Source organism: Paenibacillus xylanexedens (genome assembly GCF_007680605.1).
In the GTDB taxonomy this organism is placed as follows: Bacteria; Bacillota; Bacilli; order Paenibacillales; family Paenibacillaceae; genus Paenibacillus; species Paenibacillus xylanexedens_B.
The window spans coordinates 80,325-102,178 of record NZ_VEIO01000005.1 but is presented as its reverse complement, the minus strand read 5'-3'; the positions used below and the strand labels follow the sequence as shown (position 1 = coordinate 102,178).

The 21,854-nt window shown below is 49.1% G+C and carries 17 protein-coding genes; 7 read left to right on the top strand and 10 right to left on the bottom strand.

What is annotated here, in order from left to right:
• Positions 1-1,092: 1,092 nt before the first annotated feature.
• The 10 genes from FS818_RS28965 to FS818_RS21050 all read right to left on the bottom strand — a co-directional run bounded on the left by FS818_RS28965 (position 1,093) and on the right by FS818_RS21050 (position 12,325).
• Entirely contained in the window at positions 1,093-1,257 is a 165-nt protein-coding gene (locus tag FS818_RS28965) for a hypothetical protein (protein WP_186375561.1), read from the bottom strand.
• A 141-nt stretch (positions 1,258-1,398) separates the two neighbouring features.
• Complete coding sequence (fni, locus tag FS818_RS21090; RefSeq protein WP_145334407.1) at positions 1,399-2,466, bottom strand: type 2 isopentenyl-diphosphate Delta-isomerase; 1,068 nt, start codon at positions 2,464-2,466, stop codon at positions 1,399-1,401.
• 452 nt (positions 2,467-2,918) lie between these two features.
• Entirely contained in the window at positions 2,919-4,439 is a 1,521-nt protein-coding gene (locus FS818_RS21085; RefSeq protein WP_145334635.1) for a phytoene desaturase family protein, read from the bottom strand.
• A gap of 113 nt (positions 4,440-4,552) precedes the next feature.
• The gene (locus FS818_RS21080; RefSeq protein WP_260989938.1) at positions 4,553-5,713 is read right to left on the bottom strand and encodes a glycosyltransferase family 2 protein; all 1,161 of its coding nucleotides are present in this window, start codon (positions 5,711-5,713) and stop codon (positions 4,553-4,555) included.
• Positions 5,714-5,715: 2 nt separating this feature from the next.
• Positions 5,716-6,489, bottom strand: a complete 774-nt coding sequence (locus FS818_RS21075; RefSeq protein ID WP_145334405.1) for a lysophospholipid acyltransferase family protein — start codon at positions 6,487-6,489, stop codon at positions 5,716-5,718.
• Entirely contained in the window at positions 6,458-7,225 is a 768-nt protein-coding gene (locus FS818_RS21070) for a carotenoid biosynthesis protein (protein WP_145334403.1), read from the bottom strand. The genes FS818_RS21075 and FS818_RS21070 overlap by 32 nt, the downstream gene beginning before the upstream one ends.
• Entirely contained in the window at positions 7,225-8,097 is an 873-nt protein-coding gene (locus tag FS818_RS21065; RefSeq protein WP_145334401.1) for a phytoene/squalene synthase family protein, read from the bottom strand. The genes FS818_RS21070 and FS818_RS21065 overlap by 1 nt, the downstream gene beginning before the upstream one ends.
• Positions 8,094-9,557 carry a phytoene desaturase family protein gene (locus tag FS818_RS21060; protein WP_145334399.1) on the bottom strand — a complete coding sequence of 488 codons (1,464 nt, stop codon included), beginning with the start codon at positions 9,555-9,557 and terminating at the stop codon, positions 8,094-8,096. Before FS818_RS21060 ends, FS818_RS21065 begins: the two co-directional genes overlap by 4 nt.
• Complete coding sequence (locus FS818_RS21055; protein ID WP_145334397.1) at positions 9,554-11,104, bottom strand: phytoene desaturase family protein; 1,551 nt, start codon at positions 11,102-11,104, stop codon at positions 9,554-9,556. Before FS818_RS21055 ends, FS818_RS21060 begins: the two co-directional genes overlap by 4 nt.
• Before the next feature lie 279 nt (positions 11,105-11,383).
• Positions 11,384-12,325, bottom strand: coding sequence for a MerR family transcriptional regulator (locus FS818_RS21050; RefSeq protein WP_145334395.1), 942 nt, complete (start codon positions 12,323-12,325; stop codon positions 11,384-11,386).
• 216 nt (positions 12,326-12,541) lie between these two features.
• Here FS818_RS21050 and FS818_RS21045 point away from each other — a divergent pair, with 216 nt between their 5' ends.
• The 7 genes from FS818_RS21045 (at position 12,542) to FS818_RS21020 (ending at position 21,518) form a co-directional block, all read left to right on the top strand.
• A complete protein-coding gene (locus tag FS818_RS21045; RefSeq protein WP_260989937.1) occupies positions 12,542-14,032 on the top strand; it encodes a phospholipase D family protein in 1,491 nt (496 codons plus the stop codon).
• Between the two features lie 293 nt (positions 14,033-14,325).
• Complete coding sequence (locus FS818_RS21040; protein ID WP_145334393.1) at positions 14,326-14,940, top strand: TetR/AcrR family transcriptional regulator; 615 nt, start codon at positions 14,326-14,328, stop codon at positions 14,938-14,940.
• A 5-nt stretch (positions 14,941-14,945) separates the two neighbouring features.
• Complete coding sequence (locus FS818_RS21035) at positions 14,946-15,302, top strand: DMT family transporter (RefSeq protein ID WP_145334391.1); 357 nt, start codon at positions 14,946-14,948, stop codon at positions 15,300-15,302.
• Positions 15,302-15,616: a DMT family transporter gene (locus FS818_RS21030; protein WP_145334389.1), complete on the top strand. Its 315-nt coding sequence runs from the start codon at positions 15,302-15,304 to the stop codon at positions 15,614-15,616. The genes FS818_RS21035 and FS818_RS21030 overlap by 1 nt, the downstream gene beginning before the upstream one ends.
• Positions 15,617-15,880: 264 nt before the next feature.
• Complete coding sequence (locus FS818_RS29405; protein ID WP_260984713.1) at positions 15,881-16,012, top strand: hypothetical protein; 132 nt, start codon at positions 15,881-15,883, stop codon at positions 16,010-16,012.
• A 1,213-nt stretch (positions 16,013-17,225) separates the two neighbouring features.
• The gene (locus FS818_RS21025; RefSeq protein ID WP_222128833.1) at positions 17,226-18,155 is read left to right on the top strand and encodes a TetR/AcrR family transcriptional regulator; all 930 of its coding nucleotides are present in this window, start codon (positions 17,226-17,228) and stop codon (positions 18,153-18,155) included.
• 33 nt (positions 18,156-18,188) lie between these two features.
• Positions 18,189-21,518 (top strand): efflux RND transporter permease subunit, encoded by a 3,330-nt coding sequence (locus tag FS818_RS21020; protein WP_145334385.1) that lies wholly within the window; start codon positions 18,189-18,191, stop codon positions 21,516-21,518.
• The last annotated feature ends 336 nt before the right edge of the window (positions 21,519-21,854 follow it).

The window sequence follows — 21,854 nt, the reverse complement described above, 5'->3', positions numbered from 1 at the left end:
TTAACCAAAACAGCGTGGATCGCAGTACAAACTCGTTCCCCCTGCTCTTCATGCCTAGAGCAAACCATACAAGAAGGAATAACAAAGACGCTACGAATTGAACGATGTTAGGGGAATACCCCTTTAGATATGAACTAAAATTGATAATAGTGAAGGGCATCGGGATCAAAAACATCAGCAACACTTGATTGAATTTACTCATTATCAAAAATATACTCCATAATCCCATTACATCGCATAGAGCTCACCTCATTCTATTTGATAGAAATGCTGGCATTCATAGTATTGTAACATACCTTATTCTACGTGCTCCCTTAGGGGAAAGGGTATATGCAACTAAGAATGATATCCAGTAGCTGGATACGATTTCAATGTTACATAACTCCCCACGGAGTGCGACGCTACGTACTATGATGTATATCAAGATGATACGAAATTTCAATCCACGCACTCCATACGGAGTGCGACTTACAACGCGCGTCTTGATGCGAAGCATAATAAATTTCAATCCACGCACTCCATACGGAGTGCGACACGAACACCACAATTCGGATTACAAGATTCAATCATTTCAATCCACGCACTCCATACGGAGTGCGACAGCGAAAAAAGACGCAGTAAAGTTGTAACATCTAATTCGCATGACGTATCTTCTTCATATTATATCAATCAACCTTACCATTGACTTCCAGAACACTCCAATTTGATCACAAACTGTTGCCAAAAGGTCACGAAAACATCAAAATACTGGTGCGAATCTCCCAGGGAAATCATGTGAGCTTGGGGTTCGCACCACGAAATCTCCTTCAGTAAACACACTACATTCATACATCAAACAATCATCAAGTGCCAAATGGGACTCCACGAATTCTAACGATCACCAGCGACGCTATTTGCCCCTTTTTGATTACTTTGAAATTCTAACGATCACCAGGGAGCTTATTTACTTGAAAAGCCACGTTTTTAGCCCAGTTTTGCAGGTTTTCGCACAAATAGCGCTTCTGGTGATCGTTAGATTTGTACACACCGCAAAAAGCGCAAAATAAGGTTCTGTGAGATCGTTAGAACTTCTAAAGCGATACAGCCACGCCACTAACTAACCTTAGTTCGTCCACTCCGACTCCTCGGCGTCCATATGCCATGCTCACCAATATCCTCTTCCCAGTGCGCCCCAGTATCTCCAGTATCTCCAGCAACACGGTCTCCACTGTCCTCAGCGCACATCCAACTGCGTGATGCCCTGTAATCATCAGCCATTGGATAGTATGTAGCTTGCAGCTCTCAGCAAGGGATGCCCCGCTTCATGACAAGGTGGTCAGCCAAATCTCAATCTCTTTTGTAACGTTAAAATGCGCGCCAGCGGCGCTGCCACCAGTCCGTCACCCAACTCCCCTAACATTACCGCCGCTCAACCATACGTTCTGTCCGCTTCACCTCTGCAACGCTGCCTGCGCCGATGCCAAACATGACGGTGCGTAGCTCGAATTCGACCTGCTCCAGCCGCTCGGACAGTGCTTCGTCCGAGGTGACGGCGGATTCGAGCAACGATCGGCCAAAGCCTGCAAGGTCGGCACCGAGCGCGAGGGCTTTGGCCGCATCCACGCCAGTGTACAGTCCGCCGCTACCGATCAGCGCCCCATCGGGGTTCAGCGCGCGCACGTTCTGGATGCATTCAGCCGTCGGAATGCCCCAATCGGCAAAAGCTTCCGCAGCCGCCCGGCGTACCGGGTTATTGTTTCGATACTTCTCCACCTGCACCCAGCTTGTCCCGCCCGCGCCAGCCACATCGATGAAGGCCACGCCGGCTTCGTACAATCGCTGCGCCGTCACGCCATCGATGCCAAAACCCACTTCCTTGGCACCCACAGGCACGTCCAGCTCACGGCACAATGTCTCGATCCGCTGATATAGACCGCTGAAATTCGTATTGCCTTCAGGCTGGAATACCTCCTGCAGCGTGTTCAGATGCAGCACTAGCAGATCCGCGCCGGCGATATCCACGGCACGCTGGAAATCAGCCGTGCTGAAGCCATAGTTCAGCTGAACCGCGCCGAGGTTCGCGATGACCGGGATGTCCGGTGCCCAGCGGCGGACATCAAATGTGCTTGCGAGTTCCGGCTGCTCCACCGCAGCCCGGATCGAGCCTACGCCGAGCGCCCAGCCTCGGGCGTTCGCTACCCGTGCCAAGCGCTCATTGATCGCGCCTGTCGTTTTGCTTCCACCCGTCATCGAACTGATGAGCAGAGGTGTACGCATTTTTTTGCCAAGGAACGAAGTGTCCAGATTTACCTCTTCAAAGTCCAGCTCCGGCAGCGGATGATGACGAAACGCATACTTCTCCAGTCCGCTCGTTATGCCTTCTCCTGCCACATTCTCCTCCAGACAGAGACGCACGTGCTCCAGCTTCCGTTCCCCCGTTGCCACGTCGGGTAGCAGCCGTCTGCCGGCTCGCTCTTGTTCGTTCATGATGAGACCTCCAATGTGAGAATGATGTGCTGAGTTGCTCTGTACCTCTTGTTTCTATGTAAATGCGATGGAATAGACGGCAGGCTGGCATCCATGTTTCTATCGATATATGGTTCCATCCACTCACACCTATTCGATAAATCTTCCTTGTGTCCTTAATCGCTCGGCTTATTCATTCGGTTCTTAGAAAAACCATATAGGGTAGTGTCCATCAATGGACAACTCTATCCAGTATACCGTTCCTCTCAACCTAATGAAAGGACACTCCAAAACCCCCATGATCTCAAATCATGAATTCATTAGAATTTCGGAGCACCTATTTTGCTTATTAAAGCCTCGAATCAACTATGATACATTGTTAGACCTTGCAATACCTCGTTCTACCTCATTAAATTCATTGAATTGATTAACTTCATCGAGGTTTCAGCACACCTGGCCCTCCCGTACCTGCTCTACCTCCCCAGCTCCGCTACAAGTCGCTCCCCCACAAGCTGGCCGGACAGCGTAACAATCGGGGTTCCGCCGCCAGGGTGGGTTGTGCCGCCAACGTACCAGAGTCCGTGGACATCTTTGCTCTGATTGCCTGGTCGCATGAAAGTTTGTTTCACCGAATTGGAGGAAATGCCATAAATCGACCCTTGATGAGCCAGCGTCTCTCGTTCAATATCCTGCGGTGTATAACAAATTAACACTTCCGATTCTTTCAATCCACCAATACCTCGCGCCTCCAATTGTTCCAGCACAAGCTCACCGTAACGATATTTCTGCTCTTCCCAGTTCCACGCTTGAGACAAATACGGCGCATTCACCAGAATGAACAGATTGCTGGCTCCCTCTGGAGCCATGCCTGCTTCGGAGTAACCAGAGTAACAGATATATATCGTCGGATCGGAAGGCATCCTGCGGTCACGGAAAATATCATCGAACTCCGGCTTGTACTGCTCCGGGAAAAAGACGGTATGATGGAGCAACTGATCATATTGCCTGCGTACACCGGCCAGGGTAACAAAGCCTGAAATGGACGGTTCGTATTTTGCGATCCGTGCATCACTCAACCGCTTCCGATGCTCCGGCGCGAGCAGTAGCCTGTTTACACTAAGCACATCTCCATTGGCCACGATCTGCTCCGCTTCCATAAAGCCCCGATCCGTATCCACGCCGATCACCTTGCCATGCCGAACCACGATCTGATGCACCTCTACACCCGTCAGAATCTGCACACCTTTTTCCTGCGCAAGCCGGGTCATGCCTTCAATCAGCTGATACGTTCCGCCTTTGACCCCGTAGATGCCTACCTCTGCTTCCACATGACCCATCATGGCAAAAATGGAAGGCGACAGATACGGCGATGATCCTACATACGTGGCGTACCGCCCGAACATGGCGAGTGTGTGCGGATGGCTGAAATACCTGCGCAGCAGTTTATCCAGTCTGACTGTAGGCCGCACCCGAAGCAGACTGCGCAACATCTGGAGATTGTATTTATCGGACGGGTTCAGCAGCAATTTGCCGAGAAAATGACGATTCGCCTCCGCATACAATGCGGCAGATTCATCCATAAACGCATCATAACGCAAGGCATCCTCTGGACTGTACGCAGCAATCTGCTCTTTCATCCAGCCGCGGTTTCTAGACAGATCAACCACTGTTCCATCCGCAAAAACATTACGTGTTCGAGGCTCCAGCTCGTACAGTTGCACATAGTTCTCCATCGCCACGCCTGCCTGATCAAAAACCGAGCGAAACGCATCCGGCATCGTAATGGTGCTCGGCCCGCGGTCAAAATGGTACCCGTCCTGCTGGATCTGTTGCAGCTTGCCGCCCACATGCGCCTGGCGCTCCAAAATGGTTACCCGCAAGCCAGCCGAAGCCAGGCGAATCGCACAGGACAGACCGCCGAAGCCTGCCCCGATAATAATAACATCCTGTTTTAAGCTCCCGCTTGAAGCTTCTACCCGGTGCCCGATATCCATTTTTATTCCTTTTTCCAGCACCAATCCTGCTCCTTTACTACCTTCTCCTGTTCCTTTGTCTACCTCTGTATCTTCTGAACCGTCACCATTTCCATTCCCTTGTACACTCTGCATCAGCTATAACGCCTGCCTTTCCATACGTACCCTTTACCAGATCGACCTGCCTGCCATGAGGCCAGACCAATAGCAATCACAAACGCCATGCTAACCGGTTGAAAAAGAGCCAGCCACCACGGCTGACCTCCGATATGATCGGATACCCGTTTTACAGCCATGCCAAGCAACGTGCCTATGAAACCATACAGAGATGACGTTTCACTGCCCGTTATTATCCCTAGAACCAGACCCAGCGGCGGCACAATATACATCACAAAATACATCAGCATCGTCCCAAGCAACAGCACGTCTTTGCGACCCATGCCTTCATACATATTTTTCTTATATCCGTTCCATACCTCTGCACCGTTCTGATACATCCGCGTACTCGTTACATCGTGGACATCCGCCAGCATCACGGGATGACCGGCACGTTTCACCGCTTTGGCGAGACTCATGTCGTCCACCAGATGCCCTTGAATCGCTGCATGACCGCCGGATGCTTCATAACTTGTTCGATGGATTAGCAAAAAAGCCCCCGTAGCGGCGACAAACATCGGACTTGCCGATCTGCGTATCATAAAAATAGGAAGATGGCTGATGATCGTAAACATCATCATGGGCACAACAAGCTTTTCCATCCAGGTCTTCGCGACCTGATACGGAAATCCGGTAACCAGCCCGCCTCCCTGCGCGCACCCCGCGGCAAGTGTCTGCCGAATGGCATCCGGCTTGACCCGAACGTCTGCATCCACGAACATAAACCATTCCCCCTGCGCTTCCTGAACCAACCGGTGACAGGCATGGGATTTCCCCATCCAGCCAACAGGCAGCTCTGTACCACGAAGCAGGCGTACGCGTGAATCTTGCTGGGCAATCGCCTGAACCAAAGCGGCGGTTTCATCTTCGGAGCGGTCGTCCAGTACCAGCACTTCCATACGAAACCCCTTCGTATCGCTGGCAAGCACACTTTCCAAGCATGCTTCAATATGTATTCGTTCATTTCTAGCGGGAATCAATACCGAAACAAGCTGATCGGATGGCACGATATTCCCCTTACGGAATGATCGTACTTTGGGCAGGCAAGCAGCATTCCACACCGCAAAAAGCAATTGTAGCAACAGCCCTCCCACCAGACACATCCACAACATCTCAGATGCATTCATACTCTCATTCATGTTTATCGGTTCACCCGCTTTCGTGCCGCATCGTATTTTTCACTAGTGGAGCGAATTCCCCGAATCAGAGGCTGGGCATCTGGCAGACTTCCTTGTCCAAGCCGAATCAACGTTGCTCTATGATCATTCAGTTGTTGCTCCAGCACATGTCCCAGCCGATTAGCAATCTCTTCACTTCTCCACGTTTTCCAGTCTTCCACAATCGGTAAGCCGGCCTTCATTGAGATTTCCGGCAGGTCATGCTGAACCATGCCATGACATAAGGTGACTGGCACGGCAATAGCCTGCGGAAAACGACGAAGCACGAGTCCGATGCCCGGACGGAACTGAATCGGCCGAGCCTCCTGATGCAGAATTTCACCCTGCGGGAATATCCAGACCCTTTTGCCGGCAGCCAGCAACTCATTTGTATATTGCAACGATGTCCGAACACCCGATGCACTGTCCTTGTTAATCGAATACGCCCCGAGTTTGCGAAAAAAAGCATACTGCCGAAGCTGTCGCTCCTCCATCATCACATAATGATCCCCACGCGAAGTTTGCTTCGCCGCATGATACAGGAGCAGACCATCCCACCATGAGCTGTGGTTCATGAAATAGACAACGGGCTGATCCGGTGCCATAGGTAGTAGCCCATCCACGCCGTTACGATCTACCATATGTGGATCGAGCGAACCCGAGAGCGTAAACGAACGAAAACGTCTGCGTAGCAAATAATAATGGTTGTACAGCGAGAAGACCCGGTCAAACGCTTTGGACTTTACGGCGCGAATCATACAGCCAGCTCCCCTCGGCAAGCAGCACACCTGCAATGGCGATGATGAAGCTGCCTGTTATACCTTCCTTTAGCGCAAGCACGCCAAACAGAAGGATAAACAGCTGGTACAGCCATTTTGCCCGAAGTAAGGAACGCCCGTCCTTAGGCATCGCCGGCAAAAAGAGAGACAGAAATGCCCCCATAATGAACCAACTGATGTAGTTTGTCCACGGAACACCGTAGAACCCGCCCGGTGCCTGCCATTCCCAGAATCCCCTTGCATGGGCGACAGGGTCGAGTACGAAATCCAGCACAATTGCCCAAAATCCCGTTTTGAGGGCTCGCACCAACTTACCACCCCAAGTCGATCCACCGCCACTAATTAGCGCCGAGTTGCCAACGACTGCGATCCAGGCAAATCCAAGTGTTACCGGTACACTGAACAGATGGATGCCGAAGAAGTCGGAATAGGCATACTCGCCAAAAGGCCAGTGTGTATGTACACCGATCCACTCCACGCCCATCCCGCCCAGCCAGATGATAAAGGACGATATCCAGAGGCCGGGCCGTAGCCACTTGACTGACTGGTCGGACAGGTCAGATCGGCGATGTTGCTGATATATAAGGTCAAGCACATACAACGCGTAGAATACAAGAAATAGCCCATTAGAGAAGGATAACGCCTCAGGCACACCAATCGTAAGCATCAGGATGGCACCTATGGCGTACCATACCCAGTATACCCACTGAACCATCAGGATACCGCCATTCGGGAAGCTTGATACGCCAGCATCGGATATCGTTTCACAATCGCACCCAGCATCTCCAGTTTCAATTCATCGCTGACATACGCTCGTTTCGTGTACACATCATAGTCGTTACGCTCCACGGCGTGCAGGATCGTTGAATAGAAGGCCGCGGCTAACTCGATCGAAAAGGCGCTCTCAACCGGATAGGTATCCAGACGATCCATGCCGATCCGGAACCAGTTCAGCGCTGCCGCTTTCAGATCCTGAATAATGGCGATAAATCTCTCATCCACAATGCCGTCTTCCCAGTCCTGTTCGGAGTATCCGTGTTTCTCCATGATCTCAAGCGGTACATAACGGCGCATTCTGGCCCGGTCTTCCCCCACATCCCGAATAATGTTCACAATCTGCATGCCTTTGCCCAGTGCGATGCCATTCATCGCTACTTCCGCACCGTTATCATTACGTAGCACAGGCAGCAGCATCTCGCCTACGGTTCCGGCAACCAGATAACAATAGTGCTCCAGCTGCTCCAGCGTTGTATAATGGGTCACTTCCAGATCCGTTAATTGGCCTTCCATCTGACGAAAAAACGGGCCTTTGTCCAGATGAGGGAAGCTGCTGAACAGCCATCTCAGTGCCGGCCAGATAAAGTGCCCCTCCGCTTCTTCGAGGTGTTCAAATAAATCACGAATCTCATGGATCGTATACGTTGATTGCTCCGGCTCATCCACGCTGTCATCAATCATGCGGCAAAACGCATAGATGACATACACCGCCTCCCGGCGGGGACTTGGCAGGCCTTTAAACGCCTGATAAAAAGACGAGGAACCCTTCTGCATCAACTCTTCACACCTGCTCAAAATTGCTTCGTTCATTTCCCCATCTCCTTCATGAGTTGATTGACAGCCATCCTTGCGCCTTGCATGACGATGGGCACGCCGCCTCCTGGATGCACCGATGCTCCGGCAGCATATAAACCTTGTATCTTCGAAAACGGCTTGGGCTGCGGTCGATACACACCCGACTGAAACAGGACAGGTGCAATGCCAAAGCTTCCTCCACCGTATAGGCCATCACGCGCGGCGTCAGCAGGTGTACGTACTTTTTTCCACTGCAACGCTGCACGGAGTCCCGGGAATCCCCGCTCTTCTGCTTCTTCCAGCACACGTTCCGCCAGCGCTTCACTCTCCTGCTCCCAGTCCACGCCTTCAGCGTCCGGTACCGGAATGAGGAAATACAGTACACTCTGTCCCGGAGGTGCAGCCGTCTCGTCCACCGCAGCCGGGTTGAATACGTAAAATGATGGCTTTGCCGGAATACGGCGCTCGTTGAACACTTGGCGCAAACTACCATCCAGGCTTGGTGGCAAGAAAAACTGATGCGTTGTGGCATCCTCCCACCGTTTATCTACTCCGGCGTAAATCAGCACACACCCCGATGAAGGGCGATACGGCTTACGTTTCAAGGGTGCTTCTGACACCTGCTTCAAGAGCTGATTCAAGTTCGGAAAATCTCCGTTGTAGATTACGGCATCCGCCTTTTCAGCACCGTCAGCCGTTTCAATCCCCTCGCACACTCCATTATGAATCTTCAATCCGGTGACTTCTGTGTTCAGCTTGATCTTTCCGCCACGTGAGAGCAGTTCCTGCTCCAGAATAGCGGGCAAAGCCGCGTAACCACCCTTCACCATCCAGATGCCATATTCGTGTTCAGCGTAAGGAAGCAACGAATAAATCCCAGGTGTACCAAAGGGCGATCCACCGATATACAAGCTTTGCAGCGAATACGCATCGAGCAATTCTTCATGTTCAAAATAATCCCCTACGGCCTTCCGCACACTCTTGTGTGCACGCAGCTTGCCCATAAGCGACATGAGCGAAGGGGTGAAGAAATCCCTTTTGCGCGGAAACATCTGTTCCAGAAACGCTGCCCGGCCTGCGGGAAACAACGTGTCCATATCCTTCATGAATCTCGTAAATCCTCGGCCTTCTCCCGGGAATAACCGTTCAATCTCGGCCGTCTGCTCCATCCGGTCTGTCTTCTTGGTCATGACACGTCCACTGTGATAGTGGACCCGGTATAACGGATCACAGCGCAGCAACTCGACTTTGGAGCGATCGACACCGGCCTCTTCCAGAATGCCAAGCAACATCTCGGGCAGGAGGACAATGGTCGGCCCCTGATCAATCCGGTAATCGCCCTCCTGTTCAAAAGCAATCCGTCCGCCTACACGGGAACCTCGTTCGTATACCGTAACATCCCATCCCTGACGGTTCAGCAACAAAGCTGAGGTAAGTCCTCCAATCCCTGCTCCTACAACAGCAGCCCGCTTCATGAGTTTCCTCCGGCCTGGGCGGTCTTCACGTAGGAGGATGGCTTGGCACGTCTTCGCGCATCCTCTTCCTGAATCAATCTGACACTGATTCGTGCCGATTCAAAGATCGTCGGCAAGCCGCTACCCGGGTGTGTACCTCCACCCACCAGCCAAACCCGTTCCAATTCCTCGAACTGATTGTGCGGTCTCAGATACATCATCTGGCCCAGGTTGTGTGCCATATTAAACGTTGCTCCCTGGTATACATCCAGCTCATTTTGCCAATCCAGCGGGGTAAACAGCATGCATTCTTCAATCCGCCCGCGGATGTCTGCCAGCTCGGGAATCGCTTCGAGCCGCTTCAACATGTCTTCCTGCACCTTCGCTCGTTCCGCCTCCCAGTCAATGTCTCCTGTAAGGTTTGGTGTTGGCATCAGCACGTAAAGTGCAGATTTTCCTGCCGGAGCGAGTGTCGGATCGAGCCTGGATGGGTTATGAACATATAGAGACGGGTCTGCCGATAAAATTTTGTGCTTCGTGATCTCATCAACGTTCACCCGATAGTCTTCTGGAAAATAGATCGAGTGATGCGGCAGGTCGATCTCGCCATCTACACCCAGATACAGCATCGCTGTGGAACAGGAATATTTTTTTCGCTTCATTTTTTCGGGTGTATATTTTTTAAGTACGCCAGGTTCGAACAAATGGTTCACTGCATGGGCAAAGTCGGCATTGACTACGACATGATCAGCTTCAATCCGTTCGCCGTTTTCAAGTAATACGCCCTCCGCACGACCATTGCGAACGATAACCTGCTTGACAGATGTATTCGTGTGAACACGTCCGCCATTCTCTGCAATGACATCTGCCATCGCCTGAAATACCCGATTTACGCCGCCGATCGGATGAAACAGTCCATATTGGTGTTCGATAAACGACAGGATCGTAAACGTTCCGGGACAATCCCACGCGGACATTCCCAAATATTTGGACTGGAATGTAAACGCCCAGCGCAAACGTTCGTCGGTAAAGTACCGGGAAAGAATGCCGTAAACCGTATTATTTATATCCAGTTTAGGTAGGGCCGTAATCGCATCTTTACGTAAATAATCGGTGAGCTTGCCAAACGGACGGCGGAGCAGTGGCATCACTTTCCCAAACTTCACTTCTTCGTCCCGCATGTACCGGAGGTAATTCTCTTCATTGCCGGGGAACAGCTCTTTGATCTGCGCCGCGGTATCCTCCCGATTGCGTGAAGGCGTGAACACCTTATCTCCAAAGTTCAAAGCGTACAGCGGGGTCAGTTCTTTCATATCTACATAATCCGACAGCTTGCGTCCGACCACATCAAACATCTCTTCAATTAACTGAGGCATCATCAAAAAGGTAGCCCCGCGGTCAAACTTGTATTCACCAAGCTCCAGACGGGAAGAACGTCCGCCGATAGCTGGCTGTTTCTCGTACACATCAACCTCATATCCCTGACCGGACAGTAACATGGCGGCTGCAAGCCCACCCGGGCCTGCGCCAATGACGGCTGCACGTTTGCGTTGTTGATTCGGTATCATGCCACTCACCTTTCTATGTAGGACTGTCTCTAGTTCTCAAGCCCCTAACCTATTATTAAACCGCCATGAAACACTTTAATCGGGTAAACTCAAAAACATTATACAAATCGTGTACAAATATTATACGACAAGTAAAACATAAAATGACCGACGGGTCAAATTAATTGTTTTTTATACGTTAACGACCCGAATAATCCATAAAAAAAACATCCCTTGATCTTGGATCAAAGGATGTCCTATCTGAATATATTCCATCGGCAGTTGCCTTATGTTCAATTGTCACCTTCTCACTTGTTCGGCACCCGATGGCCGATCCGTGAAATACTCCCGTTCCATCCAGGACTGCCAATCTGCCGAATCTTCGGGCATAATCCACTCCGGGTAACGGGCATTCTTCGCACGTTCAAAACCTTTGCCGCCCAGCACAAAACGAATATGAGGAAACTCGTCCCGGATTCGGCCGATCAGCTGATCGCAAGCTTCAACAAGTCCGGGGTTCGTAATCGAAAGACAGACCAGTTTAATTTTCTGCTCACGGAGAATTGGAAATACCCCTTCCTCCGGCGTATTAGCCCCGAGATACAGGACTTCCGCTCCATTTTTGCGCATAAATAGAGAGAACAACAATAAACCGACCTGGTGATGCTCTCCTTCCGGACAGAGAGCAAGAACTTTGGGCAGATGCGGATAGATCGGGAACAGATGGAAAAACTGATAAAACCGTTGGGAGATCAGTTGCGTCATAAAATGCTCCTGCGCTACGGTCGCACGTCCCGCTTCCCAGGCGTCTCCAACCCGAACCAGGATCGGTACGAGTACATGGTAGAACATGCTGTCATATCCGTACATCGTGAAACCAAAATCAATCAAACCGTTGGCACGCTCGCCCTGAAAATGATAGAGGGAGTCATAGATCTGATCGGCCATCTGTGCATGAGCCTCTTCCATCACGGGTACTGGGGGCACCATCGGCGCAGGTGAGGAAGAGTCAGGCATTTGGGCTTTTCTGATCTTCAACATGCGTACAGCCTCGGAGATATTGGCCTGATGCTGATCAATCTGCTCCTTTAGCCAGCGCAGATCCGCTACATTCTCTTCCGTGTACATGCGATAACCCGACTCTGTCCGTTCAGGGGTAACTGCATCATATCGATTTTCCCAAGCCCGGAGCGTGACCGCCTGAATGCCCAGCATAGCAGCGACTTGTTTGATGGAATACACGTGATTACCTACTTTCTCTCCATAAACGTTCTACAAAAATAATACGTTCATTATACACAACGACCCTACAGCTGTCGATTCATCCAATCCAAATTGCATGATTCCCCTGTAAAAATCTCATGATTCTCATTCAACATCCGAATTCTGTCTCCTGCGTCAACATCGCTGCACCTGTGGTAATAAACGTCAGCAAGTACAGAAAGGGGGAGTCCAACATTGTTCCCATTGCGCCGCCATACCTCTGACCGCAAATCTTCCCGCGGCAAATTCCCATACATACGCACAGTAATTGCATTACTTATCCTATGGTTTATTGCTGTTATGCTCTATCAGACCTATAAACCGCTACCGCCAGGCATCTCTTATGAAAGCCCCGAATACCGGGTGAAGAACGTGGAGTTCCTTCATGATCTTACGTACCCTTCTTCCGATGGACAAATGCAGCATGAACAACAGATTTTTCAGCGGATGCTACAGGTCGTTGAGGAAGCGGAACAGTTTGTACTGGTCGATATGTTTCTGTTCAACAACTACCAGCACAAAGGACAGAACTTTCCACCTGTCAGTCAGGAGTTTACGGATGCACTTATCGCCAAAAAAATGCAGCATCCCGATATGGACATCTGGTTCATTACGGATGAAGTAAACACCAACTATAACTCGGCCCCGAATCCGCTGCTGGAACAGATGAAACAGGCCGATATTCATGTCGTCATCACCAATGTTGATCCACTGCGTGATTCTACACCGGTATATTCCGCAGTCTGGCGTACGTTCTTCCAGTGGTTTGGTCAGTCCGGCAAAGGCTGGATTCCTAACCTGATGGCGACAGATGGCCCGGATGTTACATTGCGTTCCTATCTGAAATTGCTGAATGTAAAGGCCAATCACCGCAAGGTTGTTCTCAGCGAAAAAACAGCTATTGTATCATCAGGCAACATTCATGACCCTAGCGCTTATCACTCTAACATTGGCTTTGAGGTTACCGGTCCGATCATTGGGGATATCATTCAATCGGAGCAAGCTGTTGTAGATATATCCGGCGGAGGCCAGCTCCCTGTCTATGACGAAACTTCCAGCACGTCCTCGGAAGCCAATGAAAATAATGGGCCTGTTCGCCTGCGATATTTGACCGAAGGCAAAGTGAACGATGCCCTGCTGGGTGAGCTCCGTCAAACGGGTAAAGGAGATACAATCTGGATGGGAATGTTCTACATCGCTTCACCGAAAGTACTGGAGGCATTGCTGGATTCTTCAGCACGAGGAGCAGACATCCGGCTTGTGCTTGATCCTAATGAAAATGCCTTTGGCCAGGAGAAGATTGGTATTCCCAATCGTCCGGTGGCAGCTGAATTGCACGATAAATCGAATGGCAAAATCCAGATTCGCTGGTATAACACCACCAAAGAGCAGTACCATACCAAAATGATGTATATCGCCAAAGCTGCTGGAGATCATATCGTGCTCGGTGGATCAACCAACTTCACCCCACGGAACCTGAACGATTACAACCTGGAGAACAATGTGTGGATTGCAGCTCCGGCAGACCATGCATTTACGGTAGATGTGGCGAATTATTTCGAACGTATTTGGACAAACGCGGATGCCGAATTCACCTTGAATCTGGAAGAGTTTCAGGAGAAGACCACCTTCTTGAAAGGTATTGTATATAAGCTGCAGCTCATTCTTGGGTTTACCACCTTCTGATCGACGCATGTATGTTCGATATTCGTTGAACCAGGGATTATCGACATGATCGCTCCGATGACTATAACGGGATAGCCACACTTACTCCCCGGATTTTTTGATTGCCTTATATCAAAAGAACAATTCGGTGATAGCATCTACGCCCAACATCATCCTATATATCCTTGTGACCAGATACATCCGTCTGCACTATTCATGTGCGGCGGGTGTATTTGCTGTTTTCTGTATTGTCTTGACAGAGGATGTAATGTGTGAAAAGATGTTACCTAACGATCGTTAGGAAGGTGAATGTGATGACTGGTTATTCTATCCGGGATGCAGCCCTGTTTCATTTTGCCAGGGACGGCTATGAAGGAGCTTCGCTAAGAGCGATCGCTGATGAAGTCGGGATTAAGAAACCCTCTATATATGCGCATTTTAGCTGTAAAGAAGACTTGTTTATGCATACGCTTGAGTATGCATTTGATGAAGTACGGCGACATACCTTGGAATATTTCCGCGACCACGCTCACCTGCCACTGGAGGAACGTCTGCGGGGGATGCTGACGTGGTTCGAGCAGGAGTATCAGGATCACGCCTCTGCCAGGTTAATGCTGCGCAACTGTTATTATCCGCCGCCCGATCTGTACAGCCAGGTGATGGATCTGGTATATCCATTTTTGGACGGCATGGAGCGCGCATTATCCCGGCTGTTGCAGCGAGCGAATCGCGAGGGGGATGTTCCACCTATTCCTGCCGGGCAGGCCGCCATTGCTTTTATGACCTTTCTCGATGGCATTACTGTTGAAATTATCTATGGAAGCTCACGTCGGTACAAGAGACGGCTGGATGCTTCCTGGCCTGTCTTTTGGAATGGTATACACAGCTTGAATGAACAGGCACGCCTTATCGTGCCAGAAGGAGATTGAACATCATGAACCGCAACTGGTTATATGTTTTTGTAGGAGGCATTATTGAAATTGTGTGGGTTAGCGGACTAAAACATGCCTCAAATGCTTGGGAATGGGCATTGACGGGACTCGCCATTGTCATTAGTTTCGGCCTGATCATTGCTGCGGCTAAACGACTGCCTGTGGGTACGGTCTACGCCGTGTTTACAGGGATCGGCACAGCTGGTACCGTGTTGGCCGAAATGTTGCTGTTCGGTGAGCCGTTCCGTTTGGCTAGAATGTTATTGATTGGACTGTTGCTATGTGGTGTCATCGGACTGAAACTAGTCACCGATCAGCAGGAAAGCCAGAAACCCCAAGTTAAAGGAGGTATCGTCTGATGGCTTGGCTTGCTATTGTAGGCGCAGGAATTTGTGAAATTTTCGGAGTCATCGGCATTAACGGGGCTTCTACGCGTAAGGGTTGGCCTTACATTGCCCTGATGCTGGTATCATTCGTATTCAGCTTTTCTCTGTTATCTTACGCTATGACATCCATCCCTATGGGCACAGCCTATGCGGTATGGACAGGAATTGGTACAGTGGGAAGTACGGTGACGGGTATGCTTCTGTTTGGTGAACGAAAAGAAGCGAAGCGGCTACTGTTCATTGCCATGATTTTGGTAGCAGCGGTAGGATTGAAAATCATTACGTAATGTACTGATTACCATGCAATATAATGGACGGTATTAACTTCAGGCAGAAAGGCGACTTCACTCAGGGAGTCGTCTTTTTTGTAGGCACGATTGTTTAAGGACGTTTGTATCTGCAGGTTCGTGTAGGTAGGTTTATGCAGTAGGTTGATGTAGGTACAAATTTCAGGTGGAATTTTTTAAGCACAGCAGGTGATTTGGGATATAATGTAATCTAAGAGATGACCTTGTCATTAAGCTCAGTTGGAAAGAAGGAGAGTGCTTATTATGAAAAAATGGTTGGTACGTATCGGCGCATATACCGGTTATTCGTTTTTGATCGCACTGGCACTCTTCTATCTCTTTTTCTTGGGAGTAATCATCATGATCGCTGTGTACGATTTTACGGGAGGTACATAAGTGAAGTGCATCATCTGCTTGCCTGTCTGTCTCTTTCTTTCTTTCTCTTCACATAACTTCATTTCACTTTACCCCTTTATTTCCTTCTCTGTTCTTTCATTTTCTCTTTTCTTTACTGGCTCCTTTGGTTTAGACTCGAAATGCTTTGCTTGGATTTTCATTCATTACTTTCTTACTTTTAATTCCTTTTATCGAACACTATTTTCTTCTTTAATTTGATTTGCTTTGATTTTCTTTTATTTTCTTTTATTTTATTTTGTTTACTTTGGTTTGCTTTGGTTTACTTTGATTTACATTGGCTTACTTTCATTTCTTCCTGTTTGCACCCTCCTTCGCTTTCGCCCCATTTCTTTCTTTCCTTCTTACTTCACTTTACTTCACTTTATTTACCCTTTCTTGTTTTTTTGTTTTGCTTGGCCTAGTTCCCTTCATTCGATATTCATCCGTTTTTTCTCTCTTTTCCTCTTCGAAGTAGTACGGTTCATACATTTTAATTCTAACGATCACCAGTAGCGCTATTTGGGCTATATTACAGGTTTTATATCTCTAACGATCACAGGAGAGCTTATTTCAAGATTTTGATGCGAAAATGGACGTGTGGCTTGTGTTTTCTGCAAAATAAGGTTTCTGGTGATCGTTAGAATTTTAAAAGGATGTATATTGCTCAAATAAGCTCCGGTGTGATCGTTAGCAATTTTCGATATATTCTCGAGTCGTCCTTGAAGCCTTCTTGATGCATTGATGTGTTTTCGTTGTGTTTTCGTTGTGTTTGCACCGTACGCATCTCCTGGCACGAGATTTAATGAGTTTGGGGTAGCAAGATGATCAACCGTGCGGCCAAGCCTACATACTTGATGCGTTCTTAAAGCGTGATTTAAGCGTCCTTGATGTGTTTTTGACGAGCCCTTTATGCAGTAGTCTTCCATTCCCTCTCCCAAAAGTGCAACATAACTTTACAGCTTGTATTAAGGTACTGTATTTCTCAGTTCTTCTCTAGTTCTCTCGAGTTCTCTCGATTTCTTATTTCAATTCATTCAGAGTTCTTCTATCGGTTCTTTTCTCTGTCCACTTTTTGGTTCTTTTCCCCCCTACACCGTGCACATTTGTAATCCCTCATTCACATCGTTTATACTTAGTTTGACCACAAAGTCAATTCAAGAACTCAAGAGTTCCCAGCGAGGTGAACATACCCTTAATGAATCCGATCCATGGGATGAATGAAAAAAGAAAACTGGTCATCACCACAGCGCTCAAGCTGTTTTCGGCCAAGGGTAGCGCCGCAACCTCCATGCAGGAGATTGCCGAATTATGCGGGATGTCCAAAGGCAGCTTATATCTGATGTTCAAATCCAAAGAGGAACTGGAAGCCAGTACGCTGGAGTACTGCGTGTACATTCTTATGGACGAGATGTCCCAGATTGAACATGAAAGCAGTCTGACCTCCAGAGAGCGGCTACATAAACAGATTGAGGTGCTGTTGACCCACGTTGCCGAATTGAAGGAATTTTTACGCGTCCAGCTACGCAGCATGATGATGGATGATGAACAACAGCGCAAGGAGCACTGCACCCCTCAGCAAAGAGATATTGAGATTCGTACGTTGCATTGGTTCAAAAGTAAACTGGAGGATCTATACGGCCCCGAGATTGAACCTTATACGATTGATCTGATTTTGCTGACACACGGGCTTTTCCTGTCGTACGTCAAAATCTGGTTTACCGAAATGCCATCCCTTACGGTCAATAAGATGGCTACGCATCTTTTGCAAATGATGGATTATGCAGCACAGGGCTGCCTCCAGCATCGGCCCGAACCTCTGATTCCGCTGGACCAGTGGCCGGCCTGGATTGCCGAGCCCCAGCCGGATGCAGCCATGATGCGGCATCCCGCCCATATTTTAAAACAGATGCAGGATATCGCTTCAAGCGAACTGCCCGCTGGTCAATCCAAAAATGATGTGCTAGAGACCATTGGCATACTGAGGCAAGAGATTATGGAATTTTCCCCAAGACGCGCCATCATCCTAGGTATGATGCGCAACCTCGAAGGGATAACTATCCTTGAACCGATGCACTCCGAGCTTCAGCACATTATGGATACCATGTATAACCGGTTTATCCAAGCTGACTCGTCACACACATAAACAGGAGCAACAGAGAGGAGAAGAAACCAAGGTATGAAAGGGATCATTAACTTTTCACTGAACAACAAGTTTGCCATCTGGATTCTGACCATCATCATCTCATTCGCGGGCTTGTACAGCGGAATGACGATGAAACAGGAGACTATTCCGAACATCAATGTACCGTTTCTGAATGTTACGGCGATCGATCCGGGCGCCGCTCCAGAAGGTATTGTTGAAGATGTCACGAAGCCGCTGGAACAGAAGCTGCGCAACATTGAGGGTGTGAAGACCGTGACCTCCACTTCCATGGAGAATGCGGCTTCCATCACACTGGAATTCGACTATGGAACCGACCTGACGAACGCAACAGCTACGGTTCGTGAAGCACTGAACGAAGTGCAATTGCCGGACAGTGTGCAGAAACCAACCATCTCCAAATTCAGCATTAACTCGTTCCCGGTTGTATCCCTCAGTTTGTCCGACAAGGACGGCGGGGATTTGGAAGAACTGACACGACTCGTAGAATCAGATATCAAACCTGCACTTGAAGATATTGACGGTGTAGCTCAGGTTCAAGTGTCCGGTCAGTACGTCAAAGAAGTGCAATTAACGTTTGATCAAGCCAAAATGGCCGAACTCGGTCTAAGCGAGGATACGGTGAACGGAATCGTTAAAGGTTCATCCATTCGTGTACCGCTTGGCCTATTCGAACTGGATAAATCCCAGAAAGCCGTTGTTGTGGACGGCAACATCATCGGACTCGATGATCTGAAAAATCTGGCGATTCCAGTTGTACCAAGCGGAGCTGGTTCTGGTGCAAACCAAGGCGCTGGTGCTTCTGCAGGCCAAGGTGCTAGATCGGCTGCAGAACAGGGTGCCGGTGCGCCAGGGGCTTCCCCAGGCGGCAGTGCTCAAGCCGCTCAAGCCAATGGTCAAACCGCTGATCCATCGGCTCAAGCTGGACAAGATGCATCTGGTGCTGCGCAAGGTTCCAATCCCGCGGCAGGGCAAACGAGTAGCGGCAACGCTGCCGCAGCGAACCCATCAGGAACCGCTGGTGCCGCAAATGCGGCTGGGATCCCTACCGTGAAACTAAGCGATATCGCCAAGATTGAAGTCATCGGTCAAGCCGAGTCCATTTCCCGCACGAACGGCAAGGAATCTATCGGTATTTCCGTAGTGAAATCCAACGATGCCAATACGGTGGACGTGGTTAAGGCCGTCAAAAGCAAAGCCGAAGAATTGCAAAAACAATTTAAAAATGCAGAGCTGACGATCCTGCTTGACCAAGGTCAGCCTATCCAGGATTCCGTCAACACGATGCTGGGCAAAGCTGTATTTGGTGCCCTGTTCGCGATTCTGATTATCCTGATCTTCCTGCGTAACATCCGTTCAACGATTATCTCCATTATCTCGATTCCGCTCTCCTTGCTCATGGCGTTGACGGCGCTCAATCTGATGGATATTACCTTGAACATGATGACACTCGGAGCAATGACGGTGGCGATCGGCCGGGTTGTCGACGACTCCATCGTTGTTATCGAGAACATCTACCGCAGGCTGACACTTAAAAACGAGAAGCTGAAAGGCCGGGATTTGGTTCGTGAGGCGACTCGCGAGATGTTCATCCCAATCCTCTCCTCCACCATTGTTACGATTGCGGTCTTCTTGCCACTCGCACTCGTTAGCGGTATGGTCGGAGAGCTGTTCATGCCATTTGCCTTGACGATGGTATTCGCCCTGCTCGCATCCCTACTGGTTGCAATCACGATTGTACCGATGCTGGCACACAGCTTGTTCCGTAAAGGAATTAAGAACAAACAAAACCATGAAGAAAAACCAGGTAAACTGGCTGAAAGCTACAAACGCCTGTTGAACTGGACGCTTTCTCACAAAATCATTACCGTTGTCATTGCTATTCTATTATTGGTCGGCAGCTTGTTCCTGTACCCATTCATTGGCACAAGTTTCCTGCCAGAGCAAAAGGATAAATTTGCTACGATCACATATAGTCCGGAAACGGGCTCACTTCGTGAAGATGTAGAAAAAGAAGCCCTCGTTGCTGAGAAATGGTTACTGAAACAGCCAGGTTTGGAGAAAATGCAATATTCCATCGGCGGCGGTAACCCGCTCGCTAGCATGGGTGGAGGCGGTGGAAACTCTGCACTCTTCTACATTCAATACAATAAAGACACCAAAGACTTTACTGATGTGAAAAAACAGCTGGTTGAAGGTTTGCAAAAAGAAGTGACCAAAGGCACATGGAGTGAACTCGACATGTCCGGCGGATTTGGCGGCAGCAACTTGAGCCTGTCCATCTACGGGGATAGTGTGGAGCAGTTGAAACCTGTAGCTGAAGAAGTCCTGAAACTGGTTCAGGCCGAGAAGGACTCTTTTGAAAAAGCAGATACCACGATCTCCGATACCTACGGTCAGTACACACTCGTTGCCGACCAGGAGAAGCTGAGCAAACTCGGCCTTACGGCGGGTCAACTGGCAATGGCACTGAGCCCTGTACGTGAACGTCCGGTACTTACGGAAGTGGATATCGACAATAAAACGTACAAAGTCTATGTAGAAACGAATAACAAAACGTTCAGCAGCATCAAGGATATTGAAAATGAAACGGTCACTTCACCGCTGGGCATCCAGGTTCCAATCAAGGATGTAGCCAAAGTGGAAGAAGGCACTTCACCAAACTCCATTATGCGTATTGATGGCAAAGTGGTTGTACAGGTGACAGCGAACATTCTGGCATCCGATGTGACCAAAGCTTCGCAGAACCTGAAAGCAAACATCGACAAGCTGGACTTGCCGGATGGGGTTGAAGTGAAATTCGGCGGTACAACCGAACAGATTAATGACACCTTTACGCAGCTCGGTCTGGCGATGCTGGCAGCCATTGCGATTGTATACTTCGTGCTCGTCGTGACGTTTGGCGGCGGACTTGCACCATTTGCAATCCTGTTCTCCCTGCCATTCACCGTGATCGGGATCATGGTTGGTTTGTTCATCGCAGGGGGTACACTCGACGTATCCGCAATGATGGGTGCACTGATGTTGATCGGTATCGTTGTTACCAACGCCATTGTCTTGATTGACCGTGTTATTCATAAGGAAAATGAAGGACTCACGACACGTGAAGCGTTGCTGGAAGCCGGAGCTACACGTCTGCGTCCAATCCTGATGACCGCTCTGGCAACGATTGGTGCCCTGTTGCCACTGGTAACAGGTCTCGAAGAAAGTGCAGGTATCATCTCGAAAGGACTCGGAATTACCGTGATTGGTGGTCTGATCAGTTCTACACTGCTTACGCTGGTCATCGTGCCCATCGTGTATGAGTTCCTGATGAAATTCAAAAAGAAAAAAATCGTCGATTAAGTCAGTCTATCGTTATCACCACAATTCAGATGTGACGGTGAGAAAAAAATTAGCCCTTGACGGGTACTGGAATCTGTAATGGTTCCCGTGCCTGACCAAGGGCATTTTTTTATCGTGTCGATGGTAAAAAGTCGAACATATATCTGATGCTCATTTTAGACACAAAACAAAAAGGCCAACTATTTTTGTCATCTAGACCAAATGAACGTCAGGTTTAATCTCATCTCATTTAAAAGCACGTATACTTATCCTTAAAAATCCAGTAAGCAAACACCCTGAATCCAGCATCCTTTGTATCAAATCTACAGATGAGTCATGGGAAAGGGCGGTGATCGT